General features: G+C 58.7%; 23 protein-coding genes. 8 read left to right on the forward strand and 15 right to left on the reverse strand.

Annotated elements, in window-relative coordinates:
* Nucleotides 1-43: 43 nt before the first annotated feature.
* From AC4BBN_RS20765 to AC4BBN_RS20830, 14 genes are read right to left on the reverse strand one after another with little or no spacing between them, the layout of a single operon-like run.
* Nucleotides 44-253, reverse strand: a complete 210-nt coding sequence (locus AC4BBN_RS20765) for a hypothetical protein (RefSeq protein WP_490593918.1) — start codon at nucleotides 251-253, stop codon at nucleotides 44-46.
* Complete coding sequence (locus tag AC4BBN_RS20770) at nucleotides 250-693, reverse strand: hypothetical protein (protein ID WP_490593919.1); 444 nt, start codon at nucleotides 691-693, stop codon at nucleotides 250-252. The genes AC4BBN_RS20765 and AC4BBN_RS20770 overlap by 4 nt, the downstream gene beginning before the upstream one ends.
* Nucleotides 690-842 carry a hypothetical protein gene (locus tag AC4BBN_RS20775; RefSeq protein WP_490593920.1) on the reverse strand — a complete coding sequence of 51 codons (153 nt, stop codon included), beginning with the start codon at nucleotides 840-842 and terminating at the stop codon, nucleotides 690-692. The genes AC4BBN_RS20770 and AC4BBN_RS20775 overlap by 4 nt, the downstream gene beginning before the upstream one ends.
* Entirely contained in the window at nucleotides 839-1,402 is a 564-nt protein-coding gene (locus AC4BBN_RS20780) for a hypothetical protein (protein WP_490593921.1), read from the reverse strand. Before AC4BBN_RS20780 ends, AC4BBN_RS20775 begins: the two co-directional genes overlap by 4 nt.
* Entirely contained in the window at nucleotides 1,399-1,719 is a 321-nt protein-coding gene (locus AC4BBN_RS20785; RefSeq protein ID WP_490593922.1) for a hypothetical protein, read from the reverse strand. Before AC4BBN_RS20785 ends, AC4BBN_RS20780 begins: the two co-directional genes overlap by 4 nt.
* The gene (locus AC4BBN_RS20790) at nucleotides 1,716-1,916 is read right to left on the reverse strand and encodes a hypothetical protein (RefSeq protein ID WP_490593923.1); all 201 of its coding nucleotides are present in this window, start codon (nucleotides 1,914-1,916) and stop codon (nucleotides 1,716-1,718) included. Before AC4BBN_RS20790 ends, AC4BBN_RS20785 begins: the two co-directional genes overlap by 4 nt.
* Nucleotides 1,917-3,281 (reverse strand): replicative DNA helicase, encoded by a 1,365-nt coding sequence (locus AC4BBN_RS20795; protein ID WP_490593924.1) that lies wholly within the window; start codon nucleotides 3,279-3,281, stop codon nucleotides 1,917-1,919.
* Nucleotides 3,278-4,090 (reverse strand): YdaU family protein, encoded by an 813-nt coding sequence (locus AC4BBN_RS20800; RefSeq protein WP_490593925.1) that lies wholly within the window; start codon nucleotides 4,088-4,090, stop codon nucleotides 3,278-3,280. Before AC4BBN_RS20800 ends, AC4BBN_RS20795 begins: the two co-directional genes overlap by 4 nt.
* Nucleotides 4,087-4,341: a hypothetical protein gene (locus AC4BBN_RS20805; RefSeq protein WP_490593926.1), complete on the reverse strand. Its 255-nt coding sequence runs from the start codon at nucleotides 4,339-4,341 to the stop codon at nucleotides 4,087-4,089. The genes AC4BBN_RS20800 and AC4BBN_RS20805 overlap by 4 nt, the downstream gene beginning before the upstream one ends.
* Nucleotides 4,338-6,032 carry a DUF4942 domain-containing protein gene (locus tag AC4BBN_RS20810; protein WP_490593927.1) on the reverse strand — a complete coding sequence of 565 codons (1,695 nt, stop codon included), beginning with the start codon at nucleotides 6,030-6,032 and terminating at the stop codon, nucleotides 4,338-4,340. The genes AC4BBN_RS20805 and AC4BBN_RS20810 overlap by 4 nt, the downstream gene beginning before the upstream one ends.
* Nucleotides 6,029-6,313: a hypothetical protein gene (locus AC4BBN_RS20815; protein WP_490593928.1), complete on the reverse strand. Its 285-nt coding sequence runs from the start codon at nucleotides 6,311-6,313 to the stop codon at nucleotides 6,029-6,031. The genes AC4BBN_RS20810 and AC4BBN_RS20815 overlap by 4 nt, the downstream gene beginning before the upstream one ends.
* Nucleotides 6,310-6,615, reverse strand: coding sequence for a hypothetical protein (locus AC4BBN_RS20820; RefSeq protein ID WP_490593929.1), 306 nt, complete (start codon nucleotides 6,613-6,615; stop codon nucleotides 6,310-6,312). Before AC4BBN_RS20820 ends, AC4BBN_RS20815 begins: the two co-directional genes overlap by 4 nt.
* Before the next feature lie 12 nt (nucleotides 6,616-6,627).
* Nucleotides 6,628-6,813: a hypothetical protein gene (locus AC4BBN_RS20825; RefSeq protein ID WP_490593930.1), complete on the reverse strand. Its 186-nt coding sequence runs from the start codon at nucleotides 6,811-6,813 to the stop codon at nucleotides 6,628-6,630.
* A complete protein-coding gene (locus AC4BBN_RS20830; RefSeq protein WP_490593931.1) occupies nucleotides 6,814-7,062 on the reverse strand; it encodes a hypothetical protein in 249 nt (82 codons plus the stop codon).
* Nucleotides 7,063-7,135: 73 nt separating this feature from the next.
* On the opposite strand from AC4BBN_RS20830, the gene AC4BBN_RS20835 reads away from it, so the two are divergent.
* The 6 genes from AC4BBN_RS20835 to AC4BBN_RS20860 all read left to right on the forward strand — a co-directional run bounded on the left by AC4BBN_RS20835 (nucleotide 7,136) and on the right by AC4BBN_RS20860 (nucleotide 10,952).
* Complete coding sequence (locus tag AC4BBN_RS20835) at nucleotides 7,136-7,618, forward strand: hypothetical protein (protein WP_490593932.1); 483 nt, start codon at nucleotides 7,136-7,138, stop codon at nucleotides 7,616-7,618.
* Nucleotides 7,619-7,859: 241 nt separating this feature from the next.
* On the forward strand, nucleotides 7,860-8,657 hold the full coding sequence (locus AC4BBN_RS20840; RefSeq protein WP_490593933.1) for a hypothetical protein: 798 nt from the start codon (nucleotides 7,860-7,862) through the stop codon (nucleotides 8,655-8,657).
* Nucleotides 8,654-9,172 carry a DUF4124 domain-containing protein gene (locus AC4BBN_RS20845; RefSeq protein ID WP_490593934.1) on the forward strand — a complete coding sequence of 173 codons (519 nt, stop codon included), beginning with the start codon at nucleotides 8,654-8,656 and terminating at the stop codon, nucleotides 9,170-9,172. The genes AC4BBN_RS20840 and AC4BBN_RS20845 overlap by 4 nt, the downstream gene beginning before the upstream one ends.
* A gap of 125 nt (nucleotides 9,173-9,297) precedes the next feature.
* Nucleotides 9,298-9,444, forward strand: a complete 147-nt coding sequence (locus tag AC4BBN_RS20850; RefSeq protein WP_490593978.1) for an HNH endonuclease signature motif containing protein — start codon at nucleotides 9,298-9,300, stop codon at nucleotides 9,442-9,444.
* A gap of 93 nt (nucleotides 9,445-9,537) precedes the next feature.
* Nucleotides 9,538-10,512, forward strand: a complete 975-nt coding sequence (locus AC4BBN_RS20855) for an ATP-binding protein (protein ID WP_490593935.1) — start codon at nucleotides 9,538-9,540, stop codon at nucleotides 10,510-10,512.
* Between the two features lie 92 nt (nucleotides 10,513-10,604).
* Entirely contained in the window at nucleotides 10,605-10,952 is a 348-nt protein-coding gene (locus tag AC4BBN_RS20860) for an STAS-like domain-containing protein (protein ID WP_490593936.1), read from the forward strand.
* A 38-nt stretch (nucleotides 10,953-10,990) separates the two neighbouring features.
* Here AC4BBN_RS20860 and AC4BBN_RS20865 read toward each other — a convergent pair whose 3' ends face one another.
* Nucleotides 10,991-11,839: an SOS response-associated peptidase gene (locus AC4BBN_RS20865; RefSeq protein WP_490593937.1), complete on the reverse strand. Its 849-nt coding sequence runs from the start codon at nucleotides 11,837-11,839 to the stop codon at nucleotides 10,991-10,993.
* Nucleotides 11,840-11,998: 159 nt separating this feature from the next.
* Between AC4BBN_RS20865 and AC4BBN_RS20870 the strand changes: the two genes are divergently transcribed.
* Both AC4BBN_RS20870 and AC4BBN_RS20875 read left to right on the forward strand, forming a co-directional pair.
* Complete coding sequence (locus AC4BBN_RS20870; protein ID WP_490593938.1) at nucleotides 11,999-12,319, forward strand: hypothetical protein; 321 nt, start codon at nucleotides 11,999-12,001, stop codon at nucleotides 12,317-12,319.
* A complete protein-coding gene (locus tag AC4BBN_RS20875) occupies nucleotides 12,320-12,640 on the forward strand; it encodes a hypothetical protein (RefSeq protein ID WP_490593939.1) in 321 nt (106 codons plus the stop codon). It abuts the gene before it with no gap.
* Nucleotides 12,641-12,645: the final 5 nt, after the last annotated feature.

The following is a 12,645-nucleotide window of genomic DNA, read 5'->3' on the forward strand; positions in this document are numbered from 1 at the left end:
AGGTTCTGCGCCCAAGGCCGGGGCCGCGCGGCATCGGGTTGGGTTACCAGGCGCGTTTGCGCCCATGGTTGGCCAGGACGCGCAGGCGCTCTTTGCGCTGCTCCAGGGTTTCCGGCCGTGGCAAATCTGTCGCCACGTACGCCGGCGGCTCGCGCCAGACGTAATGACCATTTGTAATGAAGACCACAGTTGGACGCGTGCCCACCGAGAGCATGCCGACCGAGTACATAGGCTTGTCGTTAAATGCAGTCATTGGCCGCCCTCTTCCGTGAACTCCACGCCCAGCTCGCACACGGCGAACGCCTGGACCTGCAGCAGGAACACAGAAAACTGGTCGTCTGTCAGTTCCTCAGAACTGCGATGGCGCTCGCGTACGACCTTCTTGCCCTTCACGACCACCTCTTCGAACGTGGGCGCGATAAACATCTGCGCGAACAGGATCTTCCAGGCCGCGGGCACGTACCGGACGCGGCGGCTCGTCACCGGATCGAACACCCACACCTGCTCGGAAATGTCTTTCAGCACCGGGCCGTGGAACATCTTGCGCAGCTGGTGGCGGCGATCTGGTTCTGAGCTGATCAGCTGCATCAGGAAGCTGCGGCCCTTCTCTGTGCCGCGCCAGGCTGTGCCATAGAGCGCGGTAGCGGCGGCGTGGGCGCTCTGGCGGCTGTCAACTAGGTGCTGGACGATCACGGCAGCACCTCGGTAATGCGGAACTTGGCATGGCCCAGCACCCAGATAGCGCCCACCTCCACCACAAACGGTGCCAGGTGGTAGCCATCGATGTGCATGGTCAGCACATTCCAGCGGCCACGGCCGCAGGGGACTAAGTGGATGGTCAAGCGGCCTCCAGCTGCAGCTCAGCGACAGGCTGCTCCAGCTCCACATTCAGCCGCCGCCACCAGTGCGCGATCAGGATGGCCTCGGCCCGGTTGTGGTCCTTGGCCCGCGCAATCTCGCTGCAGCCCGGGAACAGCGCGCGCGCGGTGGTCATGGCCTTGGCCTTGCGTGCCGTTGCAGTGGCGTCAGAGTCGATCAGCCCATACCAGCGTTTCCATTTTTGCGGGTTGGCATAGGTCACTGGAAATTTCAGGCACTCCGCTACAGTTTCCAGAGCACCCAAAGAACGCAGCAGCGAGCCCTGCGTCTGCACAGCGTTGTTTGCGCCGCCCATGGTGCCCACAGCTTCGATGACAAACGTGGGCTTAGCTTCGCTGGCCGGGCAGTGCTTGAGCAGCAGCGCGCAGAAGGCGCGGCCGTCGATCTTGTTCTGTACCAGCGCCTTCGGGCCAACGCCGGGAATCTTCATCGTGGGCAGGTCGAAGACGGCGCGCAGGCCGTTGTGGTCCAGCACGGCGCAGGCGCCAGTCAATCCCGGGTCACAGCCGATAACTATGGTCATGCTGCCACCAGTTCTGCGCTGGGCGCGGGCAAGATCAGCAGGGTTTCATCAGCGGCATCTTCGCCAGGGTTGCCAATGGGTCGGAGCCAAGCATCAAGCAGGTCCTCTTGGAAAACCTTTCGTCCCTGCCATTCAAACGGCGCGTGAAAAGTACAGTTCCACAGTTTTCGGCCAGAGGCATCGTGTGTTGCTACCCGTTGTCGCGGGCTCATATCGTTCCGGCCACCCGTTCCGACATCAACAAACTTGCCGTCCAAGAGCTTGTCGAATCCAGGTGGAACGACGACATAGGCCAAATCTCCAGGTTTGCAGTTCATGTTTTCTCCGGTTGGTTGAGTGCTTGGGCCCGGCGTGCCTTCTCGGCTTTCACGTCGGCCAGGATTTGCGGGTTTGGGCTGTCCGGGTGTGCGCGGTAGGCCTGCAGGGCGTACTTCGCGTACTCCACTTCCTGGGCCTCCAGCCAGAGGAAGTGCGCCACCATGCGCTGGTTGTGGGCTTGGTAGTCGAACGGCATTCACAGCTCGCCTCCCTTGGGGCGCACGCCGGAGCTGGGGCGATCACCCTGCCAGTCGAAGAAGCGAACCGATTGGCCGGAGTAGTGCATGTCCACCACCATGCCGCTGTCACCGTCGCGCTGCTTGCCCACGATGACCTCGGCGTAGTTCTTCCACTCGTCGCCCAGCTCGGGCTTGATGTGGACGGGCCGGTGGACGAACAAGATGATGTCGGCGTCCTGCTCAATGTCGCCGGACTCGCGCAGGTCGGACATCATGGGCCGCATGTTCACGCGCTTCTCTACCTCGCGGTTCAGCTGGGCCAGCAGCAGGATGGTGCAGTCCAGCTCCTTGGCCAGTGCCTTGATGCCGCGGCTGACTTCACCCAGCTGGGTGGAGCGGTTGGCCTTCTTGTCCGTGCCCTCCATCAGCCCGATGTAGTCGATCATCAGCACACGCAGGCCGTATCGGCGCTTGAGCTTGCGGGCCTTGAGACGCACTTGGTTGATGTTCAGGCCGCCCTGGTCGCTCACGTACACCGGCGCCAGGCGCATCTTGTCCGCCGCTGCGGCCATCTGGGACCATTCCCAGTCGTTCATGCGCTCCGGCCGCTTGAGCTTGTGCAGTGGGATGCCGGAAATCATGGCCACGCGGCGCCGGTTCACCTGAGCCTTCGGCATTTCCATCGACAGAAAACCGACATGCTCATTGGCCGCCGCGACGTTCTCGCTGATCGTCATGCCCAGCGCGGTTTTGCCCATGCCTGGGCGGCCGGCGATCACGATCACCTCGCCCTTGCGCATGCCGCCGTCCAGCCGGTCGTCGATGTCCTTCAAGCCGGTGGGCAAGAAGTCTTCCTCCCCGTCGTGTGCCTTCTGGATGGCGTCAAGGAACTGCACAGTGCCAGCGGCAGGGTCTTGCCAGTCGTCGCGTGGCGAGTCTGGCAGCAGCTTGGCTAGCTTGCCGGCCGCAGTGTCCATCCGCTCTTCAATGCCCACGGTGTGGTCGCGCGCCAGGTCTTGGATCTCGGCGGCGGCGGCCATCAAGTCGCGGCTGAGCGAGCGCTCCCGGATGATGGTTGCGTACTGCCGCATGCTGCTGAACGACGGCGCATACTGGGCCAGGCGGTGCAGGTACTTCAGCTCCACTTCGCCGCCCAGGGCATCGAAAACGCTGATCACGTCGGCTGGCTTGCACGCGTTCACCATCACCATCACGGTCGAAAAGATGGATTGGTGCACTTCGGCGAAGAAGTCGGAGGGCTTCAACGTGTCGCCGCAGGCATCCCAAAGGCGGTTATCGCAGAGCAGGCCGCCCAGGATGGCGTGCTCGGCTTCGGTGCTGGCAATGGCGTCCAGCAGTTCTGGTTCAGCGGCGGCGTTCATGTTGTCTCGGTCTCACGGGTTTTTTCGATCACCTGCGTCATGCCCTTGTCGGTCAGCAGGAAGTCCAGGTCGCACTGCCAGTTCGCGTGCTCGCCGAAACGGGGCGTGCGGCCCATCAGAAAGTCGTTGCTGCGGGCGCGTTCGAAGTAGTTGCGCAGCCAGGCCACCGCCTGCTCCGCAGATTCCGCGCGCCGTGAACCGTCGGACTTCTTTTTCGAAGTCAGCACCCAGTCCCAAATCTTGGCGATGGCTTTCTTGCGCTTAGGCGGCATCAGCCGGACTTTCGGCAGCTCGTGCAGCACCTCGTGGTACAGGTCCACGATGGCGTCGTATGGGCAGGTCGGCAGCTTGGCTGGCGACGTAACTGTCTTCTTTAAAGATTGGTTACTGGTGTCTGGTGACTGGAGAGCATTGCCATCGCTATGCGTTCGCATGTCCGATGCATCATGCGGATCGGATGCGAACGCATCAGGTTCGCTATGCGATTTGTCCTTACTCCACCGTGCATCCGCAGATGCCTTTGCCTTGCGTTGCTTGTCCTGGTAGCGTGCGATTTCGGCGTTGATACGCTTCTGCACATAGCCTGCCTCGGTCTCCACAAAGAACTTGCGCAGCACGTAGTCCACGGCCTTGCGCTCGGCTGCGGAAATGGCCCGGGCTTCCCGATAGATCTCCTTCACATCCAGCGGCAATGGCTTTTCGGTCTGGTAGCACTGGTCGATCAGACGGTTGTAAGCGCCGTCCTCCAGCATGGACAGGGAAACCGTGTCCTTGATGTAGTCGCCGATGTGCTTCTCGTAATAGTTCACAGAGACCCCCCCCTATCCGCTATGGCCTGGCCGTCCAGGTCGCCCGCAGCAGCAAAGAAGCACTCACCCCGCGCCTCAGCCTTTGCCAGCTCGGCGTCCTGGCGCTCGGCAATCAGCGCGTACATCTGCACACGGAAGCCTTCGGCCACGGCGCGCTGGCCCAGCAGCATGGCGCGCTCCAGCTCGCGCCCGGCCAGCCGAATCTTCAAGTGCAGGATCTCGGCGTCTAGCGCCCTGGTGTCGGCGGTCATGTGCGCACCGCCACCAGGATCACCACCGACACGCTCACGCCAGGGAACTCGTTGGCATAAGGGCCGTGGAAAGTCAGCTCAAAGCCTGGCAGCTTGATCTTGGCTGCGCTGGCAGGCAACACCGCAGTGATCTGGCCCAGTGGCGCCACCAGCGTGGCCGCAGCCTGCAGGTGGGCCAACCAACGGCCCTCGCTGAATGGTGGATTCATGACGATGCGCGTGAACGTCTTGCTTGCAGCTGCGGCGTGCTCAGCCCATTCCAGGAAGTCAGCCTCGTGGACGGTGTGGCCCTTGGACCGCAGAATGGTGCAATGCAGTGGAGACACCTCAATGCAGGTGGTCTGCTCCTTCGGCATCAAGTCGGCCAGGCCGCCCTGTCCCGCTTCTGGTTCGCAGCAATCGTCATCTGGCCCAATGTCAGCCAGGTCAATGACTCGCTGAGCCAGCCCGGCAGGTGTGGGGTAGAACTGGTGTGCCTTCTGGTCAGGGATGCAGCCAGATGCCGTGATCAAGTCCAGCACATCCGTCGCGTCGTAGTCGAACTGCCAGTAGTCCAGGTCTTTGCCTGCCACTTTGCGCACGCCACCGATGGCCTGCAGCACGGCTTCTGCCTGCTCCAGCACGATGCCTGTTCCGCCGTGGAACCGCTTTGCATTCGGCACCTGGCGCCATTTCTGCTGGTGCCGAAAATCTGTGCCGTCTGGCTCTTTGTGATCAATCAGGGAAGCCAACAGACCCAGCACAGCGAATGGCAGCGGCTTTTCGATCATTGCGTATTCCTTGGCCTTGCGCTTCGGCTTCTGGCGAAACTGTGCGGGGATGGCCAGGGGGTACAGGTGGGCCAGAATGGAGTTCAGGCGCCAAGCCATGTCGGGGTGCACCTCCATGTGCGCGGTGCCCTTCTTGTAGAGGCGGATCTTCAAGGCGTTGCCATCAATGGCGACCCATTCGCCCCAGTTCCTACGGAGCGTCTGCACAAGGTTGGATGTGCTGTTCCAGTGTGGCTCTTCGCGCCCCATGAACTTCGCAATGACGCAGCGCAGATCGTTGATCAGGCCGCAGGTGGTGTGCTCGCTGGTGTCGTAGCTCGTGAGAACACGGGCAATGATCATCCGCTTGCCGAAGCCCTCGGGGGTGTTGGTTACATGGTCGCCTGACAAGCCACGAAACATGCCGTCAACGCGCTCAGCCAGGAACTGCTGGCGCATGTTCAGCAGGCTTTGGATCGTGGGGCGCACTGCTTCTGCCGTGTACTCTGGCAAAGGCTCGATCTCCCATACTGCGGTGCTGCCGTAGGACTTGCTGGACTTCTTGCCGGCGGGGTTCCGAATGGACTCAGCCCACTCGTCACGGCGCTTCTGCGGCATGCAGTTCAGCACGTCGGTCAGGTTCAAGGTCTTCGACCAGTAGGCCGCGTTCAGCGCAGCCACGGCGCCGGGCACCTCGAACATGTTTTTCACATGGCTGATGCGGTTGCGTTCATCGCTGCAGTTGCCTTCGATGAAGTAATGCACCACGCTGCCCAGGGTGCCATCGACGATGCTGCCCAGTTGGTTAATCTGACCGCGCAGCTGCTGGTATTCACCCAATAACTGGTCGATCAAGTCGGAATCGGTGGGCGCAAAGAACTGTGCGCTGTCGTCCACCAGCTCGGTGTCCAGTTGCTCCACTGGGGCCAGGACTTCGCTCATATCGCAGCACCCCGCTGGCGCTTGACCTTCTTGTCTGCCGGCGTAGCAATGGAGCTACCCAGCACCCGGGTTTCCATCAGCACAGTCTTGCGGCCAGCGGCGTCAATGGCATGGCCGAAGCCAGCGGTGCCGTTGTGCATGCGGGTGGCGTACGCTGCAGATGCCGAGGTGGACCATTCAACTGGCTCAAAGCCGGTGTCGCCACAGAATGCGTTTTGCGTGCTGCGCCAAGATCCATCGGGCCACTTTGGCGAGCAGTCAACCCAGGTGGCGGCGCTCATGCTGCAGCTTTCGATTCGCCCGTGCTTGGCATTTGCTCCACATTGCCCACGGCGCGGCGCAACCGGTCGTTCGCTACAGTCTGCAAATGCTCAAAGCCCCACACGCGAACTCGCACTACCGTACGGATGAACTCGCTCAAGTTCATGCGCGATTCGTTGGCCAAGCGCTGCAGCTCGATCAAAGTCTGGTCGTCAATGCGCACTGGAGGCAGCTCGTTGTCCAACTTGCCGAATGCATCCGTCGCAGAACTGCGGGCGAACTCGTTGTGATGGTTCGAAAACTCGTCGTCGTAATCTGGCATGGGGGGAATCTCCTAATCTGCAGGCTGCAGTTCGTCTTGGCGTTCAAGGAAGGCAATGGCGAACTGGTCGCGCTGTGCCTGTTGGCCCAAGGTGAAGGGGTTGGCTTCGTCCAGGTCTTCGCCACGTTCAGCGGCAGCCTGGGCGAGCGTGCAGATTTCGGCCTCGGTCAGGGAGGCCAGGGGTTTGATGGAGTGCATTTACTGCCCTCCTACCGGGGCGGGGTCGGCGGCGACGGACTCCAGTTCTGCACCGGGTGCGCCGACTTGACGCCCCAAGAACAGCTCGGGGAAATCGACTTTGACAGCGGCAGGTATTCCGCGCGTCATCCAGTTTTGGACTCGCTGCACGGCGCCCTTTTCCGTATAGCCCAGACGAGCGGCGAGCTTTGTTGGCCCGCCCAATTTGGTGATTAGTTCGGCATCAGTCATGCCCGGATTAAACACCATGTTTAGTCCTCCGTCAAACATGGCGTGTAACAACGTACTGTTTAGTTTGGCATCATCTCCCTATATGAAAGACATGCCCTCGGACCGCCACCCTTCCCTGGAAAGGTTGCTGTCTGTCGCGCGCGATCTCGACGGATTGGTGGGCCCTGCAGCCCTGGCAAATGCATTGGGACAATCTGAGCAGACGGTCACCAATTGGGGCAGGCGCGGGGTATCCAAGGTCGGGGCACTCAAAGCCCAGGATATTTTTGGGTGTTCCGCAACGTGGGTGATGAAAGGTATCGGCGCTCGCCTGGTCACCGGCGAGGATGAAATAGGTGGCGCTCTTGCTACTCCGAGAGCATTCATCCCACAGAAGCCGGGCATCCGCTACGTTGCGAAACAGCTGGCTGACATGCTGGTGGAGCTGGACCAGGACGATAGAGAGCTGGCCTCGGTGGCGCTCAAGAACTTGGCGCTGCGGCCGGATGACCCGCAGAAAATGATCGATCGGCTCGGCCAGTTGCTGGGGGAAATCGACGCTCAAGAACCCCCGTTGCGCTCCACGGGCACCTAAGTTCTAACGTCTCACGAATCATAAAAGTGGACTTTGTAACACGCACGTTACTGACCTGCGTCTCGGCTTGGTGCGCGCGTGCTGCTTTATCCCCAAATGTGTGGATGGCGATTGACCTTTTGTGACAGATACCGGATGAGAATTCATGTAAAGCACTCGTCGAACACATGAATATTGCTGCAAATTTCATAGCTATCGCACTATTTGCGACATGTACCTATTCACTTTTTTGGTGCACTCCATGAACAGGAGCAACGACGATATTGTTGATGTGGAAGCGCGAGTCCTCATCGATGACAGTCAGGCCACCTACCGGAAAAAACGGCTATTACTTGATGATGGGTGGTCGGCTACTGGTTTGGCAGGTGGAATTCTCGCTCTTAGTCCATACATTATTGGATGGATACCAAACGCCATTTCAATGTGGTTTTCCATGTGGATGGCGGTGGTGGTATTTGCAGGCCTAGTTACGGTGGTGCCTAGCATATTTTTCAGTCGTCTTCAGTCAAAACTAACATCCAACTATTCAATTCTTGTGATGGTGATGGCCGTGCTGGTGCAATTGGGCCAATGGTCGTCTGTGGATCATCCTAGTGCGCCGCCCGCCGTCGATTGGTCGGCTGGTCAGATGTCACCTCCGGCAAAAAACCCTTTCGATGACTTCGCACCCGTTGCAACCATCCCGCCAACCCAGCCGGCAGGAAGCCAGCCACCTACAGCCGCATTCTCTTACGAAGACGCGACCACTCCGACCAAGGCACCAATTGCAGCATGGAACGGGCAACCCAAGGCGAAGCAACAGGCTGAGGCCGTACAAACGATGCCTGCGCCGCGCTTATTCACAACTACAGAGCTTACAGATATGCAAGCTATCGCGGCCAGGGCCGCAGCAGACTATCCCTACCTGGATACACCGGAGGGCGCACCCATCGTTGAAAAGATCATTGTTCGGCGAGATGAACTGATTCAGCAAGGTGTTTACCCATCCATTGCTCTGACCAGAGCTGTGAACGCCTTTGCTGCTGCGCACGCACCATGAAAAATGCTCTTCTATTTATAGCTGCCTGCGCAATATCCATAAGCGCTAGCGCACAGATCATCAAATGCAAGGACTCAGCCGGAAGGATCACATTCAGCGATGCGCCATGCGCAGCTGGGCAGGCGGGCCAGCAGATTCAAAGCGCACCCAATCCCCAGGACATAGCCGCAGAACGAGAGCAGGCGGCCAATGCCCGCCGAGACTTCTTGGCGCGTCAAGCAAGGGAATCCAGGCAGGCAACCTGCAGCAATACGCCAGTGAATCCAAACGCGCTTGAGTGCAAATTCTCTTATTACGCACTGGGTGACGAAAAGGGAAAGCTGCTTGCACAAAATGCAAAGGCTGAGTGCTTGGACAACTTGGTGAAGGCGGCGTGCGGAGGACAGCGTTCTACTCAAGCCTATGAACTCTGGCGCGACCATGCCGGCATCAAAGCTACACAGCGAGCTGCGGCCATTGCAGCACAGCCGAAGACCTGCACCAGGATTGGACCAGACCAGGTCATATGCAATTAATGCTTTTGGCGATCGTGTTATCGCTTGCCGCCCTGCTGCCGCTGGCGGCCGACGCCCGCATCCCTCGCAGCAAAGCCGCAGTGCACGCCTTCCAGGCAGATCACCCCTGCCCTTCCACCGGCCGCATGCGTGGATCTTGTCCCGGCTACCAGGTGGACCACATCATCCCGCTGAAGTGCAACGGACCAGATAGGCCGGAAAACATGCAGTGGCTGTCCATAGAGGACCACAAGGCGAAGACACGGCGGGAGGCAAGGCTATGTCGACACTGAGCGCAACTCTATTGCGAACGAGTGGTACAAACCAAATTAGCCTTCCGCCAGCAGAAATATATATTTAACCATTAGAAAATATCATAACCAACAATGGAACTGTATTTACCAAAGTTTATTGGAAGCCGGGATTTATCCTCGCTTTTCTCACTGAGTACTCAAGTGAAAAACTGCCAGGATTCCAAAATTGTACTAGACGGGTCAAACGTTGAATTTATTGACCCCCTAGGATTATCGACATTGGCGGCATTATTAGCACCTAGAGACACACAAAGAATATCCATGCCTTGGTTACGCAGGGAAATTACAAGCTACATGACCAGGATGGATTTTTTCGAACATATCGACATAAATGATGTCGATATTCCAGAACAAAATAGAACCAACCTACGGGATGGCATGACAGAATTGACTTGCATACACAGTCACGCGGACAGTGATGACGTGGCCAACCGGTTAGCTGACGCCATCACAGGAGCGCTTACCCCTCCCAAAGCTGGAGAGGCAAGCAACCCTGACGCAGACTCCATTAATTTTGATAAATATCGCCATCCTATTTGGTACTCCCTATCGGAATTACTAGAAAACTCATTAACACATGCCCGCCAGAAAAATAACCTGCGAGCCACAGTCTGGGTAGCGGCTCAATATTACAAAGGATCTGGATATGTAAAAATGGCGGTTGTAGATAATGGCTGCGGCATGCTTGAAACGTTAAAAAATCACGCACAACTTATAGAAAAAAGCCATATTGGCGCCATTCAGACAGCTCTACTCCCCAAAGTAAGCTGCAACCGTGATGGGTTGCTTTACAACACCCATGCCAACCAAGGCGTTGGCCTCACTACAACCGCGAAAATAGCGAAGTCTGCCAAGGGTGGGCTCACAATCTCGTCAGGCAATGCGCATGTGGTGTCAAACACTTATGCGACAGAAGTTTGGCCGAATGAAGGGTATTGGGACGGCGTTGCAATCGGCTTCTCTTGCAGGCGTTCGGCGCTACCGTCCATCCGATTGCAAGAACTTTTACCCAAAGAAGATGATCCTTTGGAGGTCTCATTTTTGTGACGCACATCACCAAGTGCTTTTCTCTGCTAGAGTTGCTCTGAAGTTAGATATCGCAAAACTTATATTTTTCCGATGAAGTCTCAGGAGCATTTATGTTGACCGAGCTTTCACTGCACCCTGCTAACCTTGGCCCAATCGTCAGCCCACGAGGCCTTGGAAGTCGACCAGCTGCTGTTCCATTCCGTCTGCAAGTCGAGGAAGCCCTGAGCATGGGCGAAACCGTGATTATTGATTTTGAAGGCACCGAGGCCACTCAATCTTTCGTGGATGAGCTGATCGGTGTTGTAGTGCTGAACCATGGCAAAAACGTATTGCAATCCGTGAAGTTCCGCGGTTGCTCGGATAACATGAAAGCGATCATCAAGTTCGTTGTTTCTGATCGAGCCCGCCAATACGAAGAACCGAGGAAAGCATCTCGCCCTAGTCCGGTTCTGCATTGACGTCTAAATAGCCCGCCCAGCGCGGGCTTTTTTACGTCCTAAAACAGCTGCCCAGTTCCTCCTAGGGCAACACCCTCCCCCGTTTCTAGGTCCAGCCCTACCCGCTTCTCCGGGTCTTCCGGCCCATGAGCTATCAGCTCCAGCGCAGGCAACTTGATCAGTGCCCTCGCCTGCTCCACCGTGCCATGCAGCCAGGCGTCCCAGTCCCCAGCCTCGATGGGCACCACCGCCCGCTTGTCTTGCTCCAGCAGCAGTAGCTTCGTCTTCGGGTCCAGCTCCGGCTTGTGCATCAACTTGAGCAGCGGGTGCGCATCGCAGTTCTGGGTAAGCATGGAATAGCTGGGCACCACCTCGCCTGTAGCCGGGTCGGTCCACTCGCTCCAGATTCCGGCCAGCGCCCAGGGCCGGCCATCCGCTCGGACGAAGCGCCACCAGATGTTCCTGCCGCCATAGCCCCAGTACGGCTCCACATATGCCATGGCCGGAATCAGGCAGCGCTGGCCGTGCTTCCAGGGCTGGGCGTAAGTCCAGGCGCTGGCCACCCGCTCAACGCGTGCATTGTTGGTGGACATGCGACGACCGTCGGCGGTCGTGGGCGTACGCGTCGCAGACCGTGGCGGGATCATTCCCCACTGCCCCACCTGCAGCACCCCCTCCTGTCGAATGTACGGCCCTATCGACAACGGTGCGATCTCCCGGCCAAGCTTGGCTGTTTCCCACCACCGCAGCGGGTTGCGGCCTGTCACCTGCCAAAGGCGCTCCATATCGATTACGTCCGGGGCTGTGTAGCGGTTGCACATCGCGTCATGGTACTGGCACCAGCCACGCCATGCCGTCCTCCATCTTGAGTACACGGCAGCCAATTTTCTAAACATTTTCCTTTTCATACTAAACACCGTGTTTGACAAAACACTAAACGTGCTGTTTAATACGACTTAACAAACCAAACAACCCAGCCGAGCGATACGCGGCGAACCGACAGGATGCAGAAAGGGGTTTAGGGCCGGTGGCCCGTGGTGCGTGAACTGAAACAAACAGGAGTCGAAATGCGCTTAACCACGGGCCGTACTGCGCCCATATCTCAGCCGTTGCTGCGCCAGCCGTACTGGTCCGAAGACACGCCATCGGATGCAGAAATCCGTGATGCCGAGAAGCGCCACAAGGCCGCGTTCAAAGCCGAGGACATCTGCGAGCTGATTAACGTTGAAGACCCGGTGCTGGTGGCCGCGTTCCGTGAGAAGAACGTCACGGTCATCGGTGCCATCTTGTCGCAGCGCTTCGAGGCGCGGATGGACGAGCTGGTGGAGTACTCGGTTTATGGCCGGGTGCTGGACAAAGTGAAGTTGGCAGCGGGACAGGTGGCGTAAATGAACGCGCCGCTATCTCTCCCCGTCCAGCTGCTGTGCCCCGAGCCAGCCCAGCCCGCGCTGGCGGCAGCCCTAGACCTGCACCGCGAAGCACTGGCGGCTTGGGACAACCAAGCAAACTGGAAACCAGAGCTGTACTTTGAACGTGTGCGCGCTTTGCTGGCAGCCCAGACAGTCCTGCCGCTGTCGCCAGCCTGGTGCGCCTCCATCGACGACGACCTGGCCGAGCACGCGGCTGCCGATGCTCTCATCACCCTGCCGACAGCAGCTGTAGCCGAAGGGCTGGAGCGCGACAGCAACAGCTTGGAGCAAGCATCGTGAGCGCG

This window comes from Rhodoferax sp. SPJ21, from assembly GCF_058216335.1.

Bases quoted from the DNA above. Each gene is read 5' to 3' on its own strand.
- AC4BBN_RS20765 (WP_490593918.1), bottom strand. From the start codon at position 253: ATGACTGCATTTAACGACAAGCCTATGTACTCGGTCGGCATGCTCTCG.
- AC4BBN_RS20780 (WP_490593921.1), bottom strand. From the start codon at position 1,402: ATGACCATAGTTATCGGCTGTGACCCGGGATTGACTGGCGCCTGCGCC.
- AC4BBN_RS20785 (WP_490593922.1), bottom strand. From the start codon at position 1,719: ATGAACTGCAAACCTGGAGATTTGGCCTATGTCGTCGTTCCACCTGGA.
- AC4BBN_RS20790 (WP_490593923.1), bottom strand. From the start codon at position 1,916: ATGCCGTTCGACTACCAAGCCCACAACCAGCGCATGGTGGCGCACTTC.
- AC4BBN_RS20795 (WP_490593924.1), bottom strand. From the start codon at position 3,281: ATGAACGCCGCCGCTGAACCAGAACTGCTGGACGCCATTGCCAGCACC.
- AC4BBN_RS20805 (WP_490593926.1), bottom strand. From the start codon at position 4,341: ATGACCGCCGACACCAGGGCGCTAGACGCCGAGATCCTGCACTTGAAG.
- AC4BBN_RS20810 (WP_490593927.1), bottom strand. From the start codon at position 6,032: ATGAGCGAAGTCCTGGCCCCAGTGGAGCAACTGGACACCGAGCTGGTG.
- AC4BBN_RS20815 (WP_490593928.1), bottom strand. From the start codon at position 6,313: ATGAGCGCCGCCACCTGGGTTGACTGCTCGCCAAAGTGGCCCGATGGA.
- AC4BBN_RS20820 (WP_490593929.1), bottom strand. From the start codon at position 6,615: ATGCCAGATTACGACGACGAGTTTTCGAACCATCACAACGAGTTCGCC.
- AC4BBN_RS20825 (WP_490593930.1), bottom strand. From the start codon at position 6,813: ATGCACTCCATCAAACCCCTGGCCTCCCTGACCGAGGCCGAAATCTGC.
- AC4BBN_RS20830 (WP_490593931.1), bottom strand. From the start codon at position 7,062: ATGGTGTTTAATCCGGGCATGACTGATGCCGAACTAATCACCAAATTG.
- AC4BBN_RS20835 (WP_490593932.1), top strand. From the start codon at position 7,136: ATGCCCTCGGACCGCCACCCTTCCCTGGAAAGGTTGCTGTCTGTCGCG.
- AC4BBN_RS20840 (WP_490593933.1), top strand. From the start codon at position 7,860: ATGAACAGGAGCAACGACGATATTGTTGATGTGGAAGCGCGAGTCCTC.
- AC4BBN_RS20845 (WP_490593934.1), top strand. From the start codon at position 8,654: ATGAAAAATGCTCTTCTATTTATAGCTGCCTGCGCAATATCCATAAGC.
- AC4BBN_RS20850 (WP_490593978.1), top strand. From the start codon at position 9,298: ATGCGTGGATCTTGTCCCGGCTACCAGGTGGACCACATCATCCCGCTG.
- AC4BBN_RS20855 (WP_490593935.1), top strand. From the start codon at position 9,538: ATGGAACTGTATTTACCAAAGTTTATTGGAAGCCGGGATTTATCCTCG.
- AC4BBN_RS20860 (WP_490593936.1), top strand. From the start codon at position 10,605: ATGTTGACCGAGCTTTCACTGCACCCTGCTAACCTTGGCCCAATCGTC.
- AC4BBN_RS20865 (WP_490593937.1), bottom strand. From the start codon at position 11,839: ATGAAAAGGAAAATGTTTAGAAAATTGGCTGCCGTGTACTCAAGATGG.
- AC4BBN_RS20870 (WP_490593938.1), top strand. From the start codon at position 11,999: ATGCGCTTAACCACGGGCCGTACTGCGCCCATATCTCAGCCGTTGCTG.
- AC4BBN_RS20875 (WP_490593939.1), top strand. From the start codon at position 12,320: ATGAACGCGCCGCTATCTCTCCCCGTCCAGCTGCTGTGCCCCGAGCCA.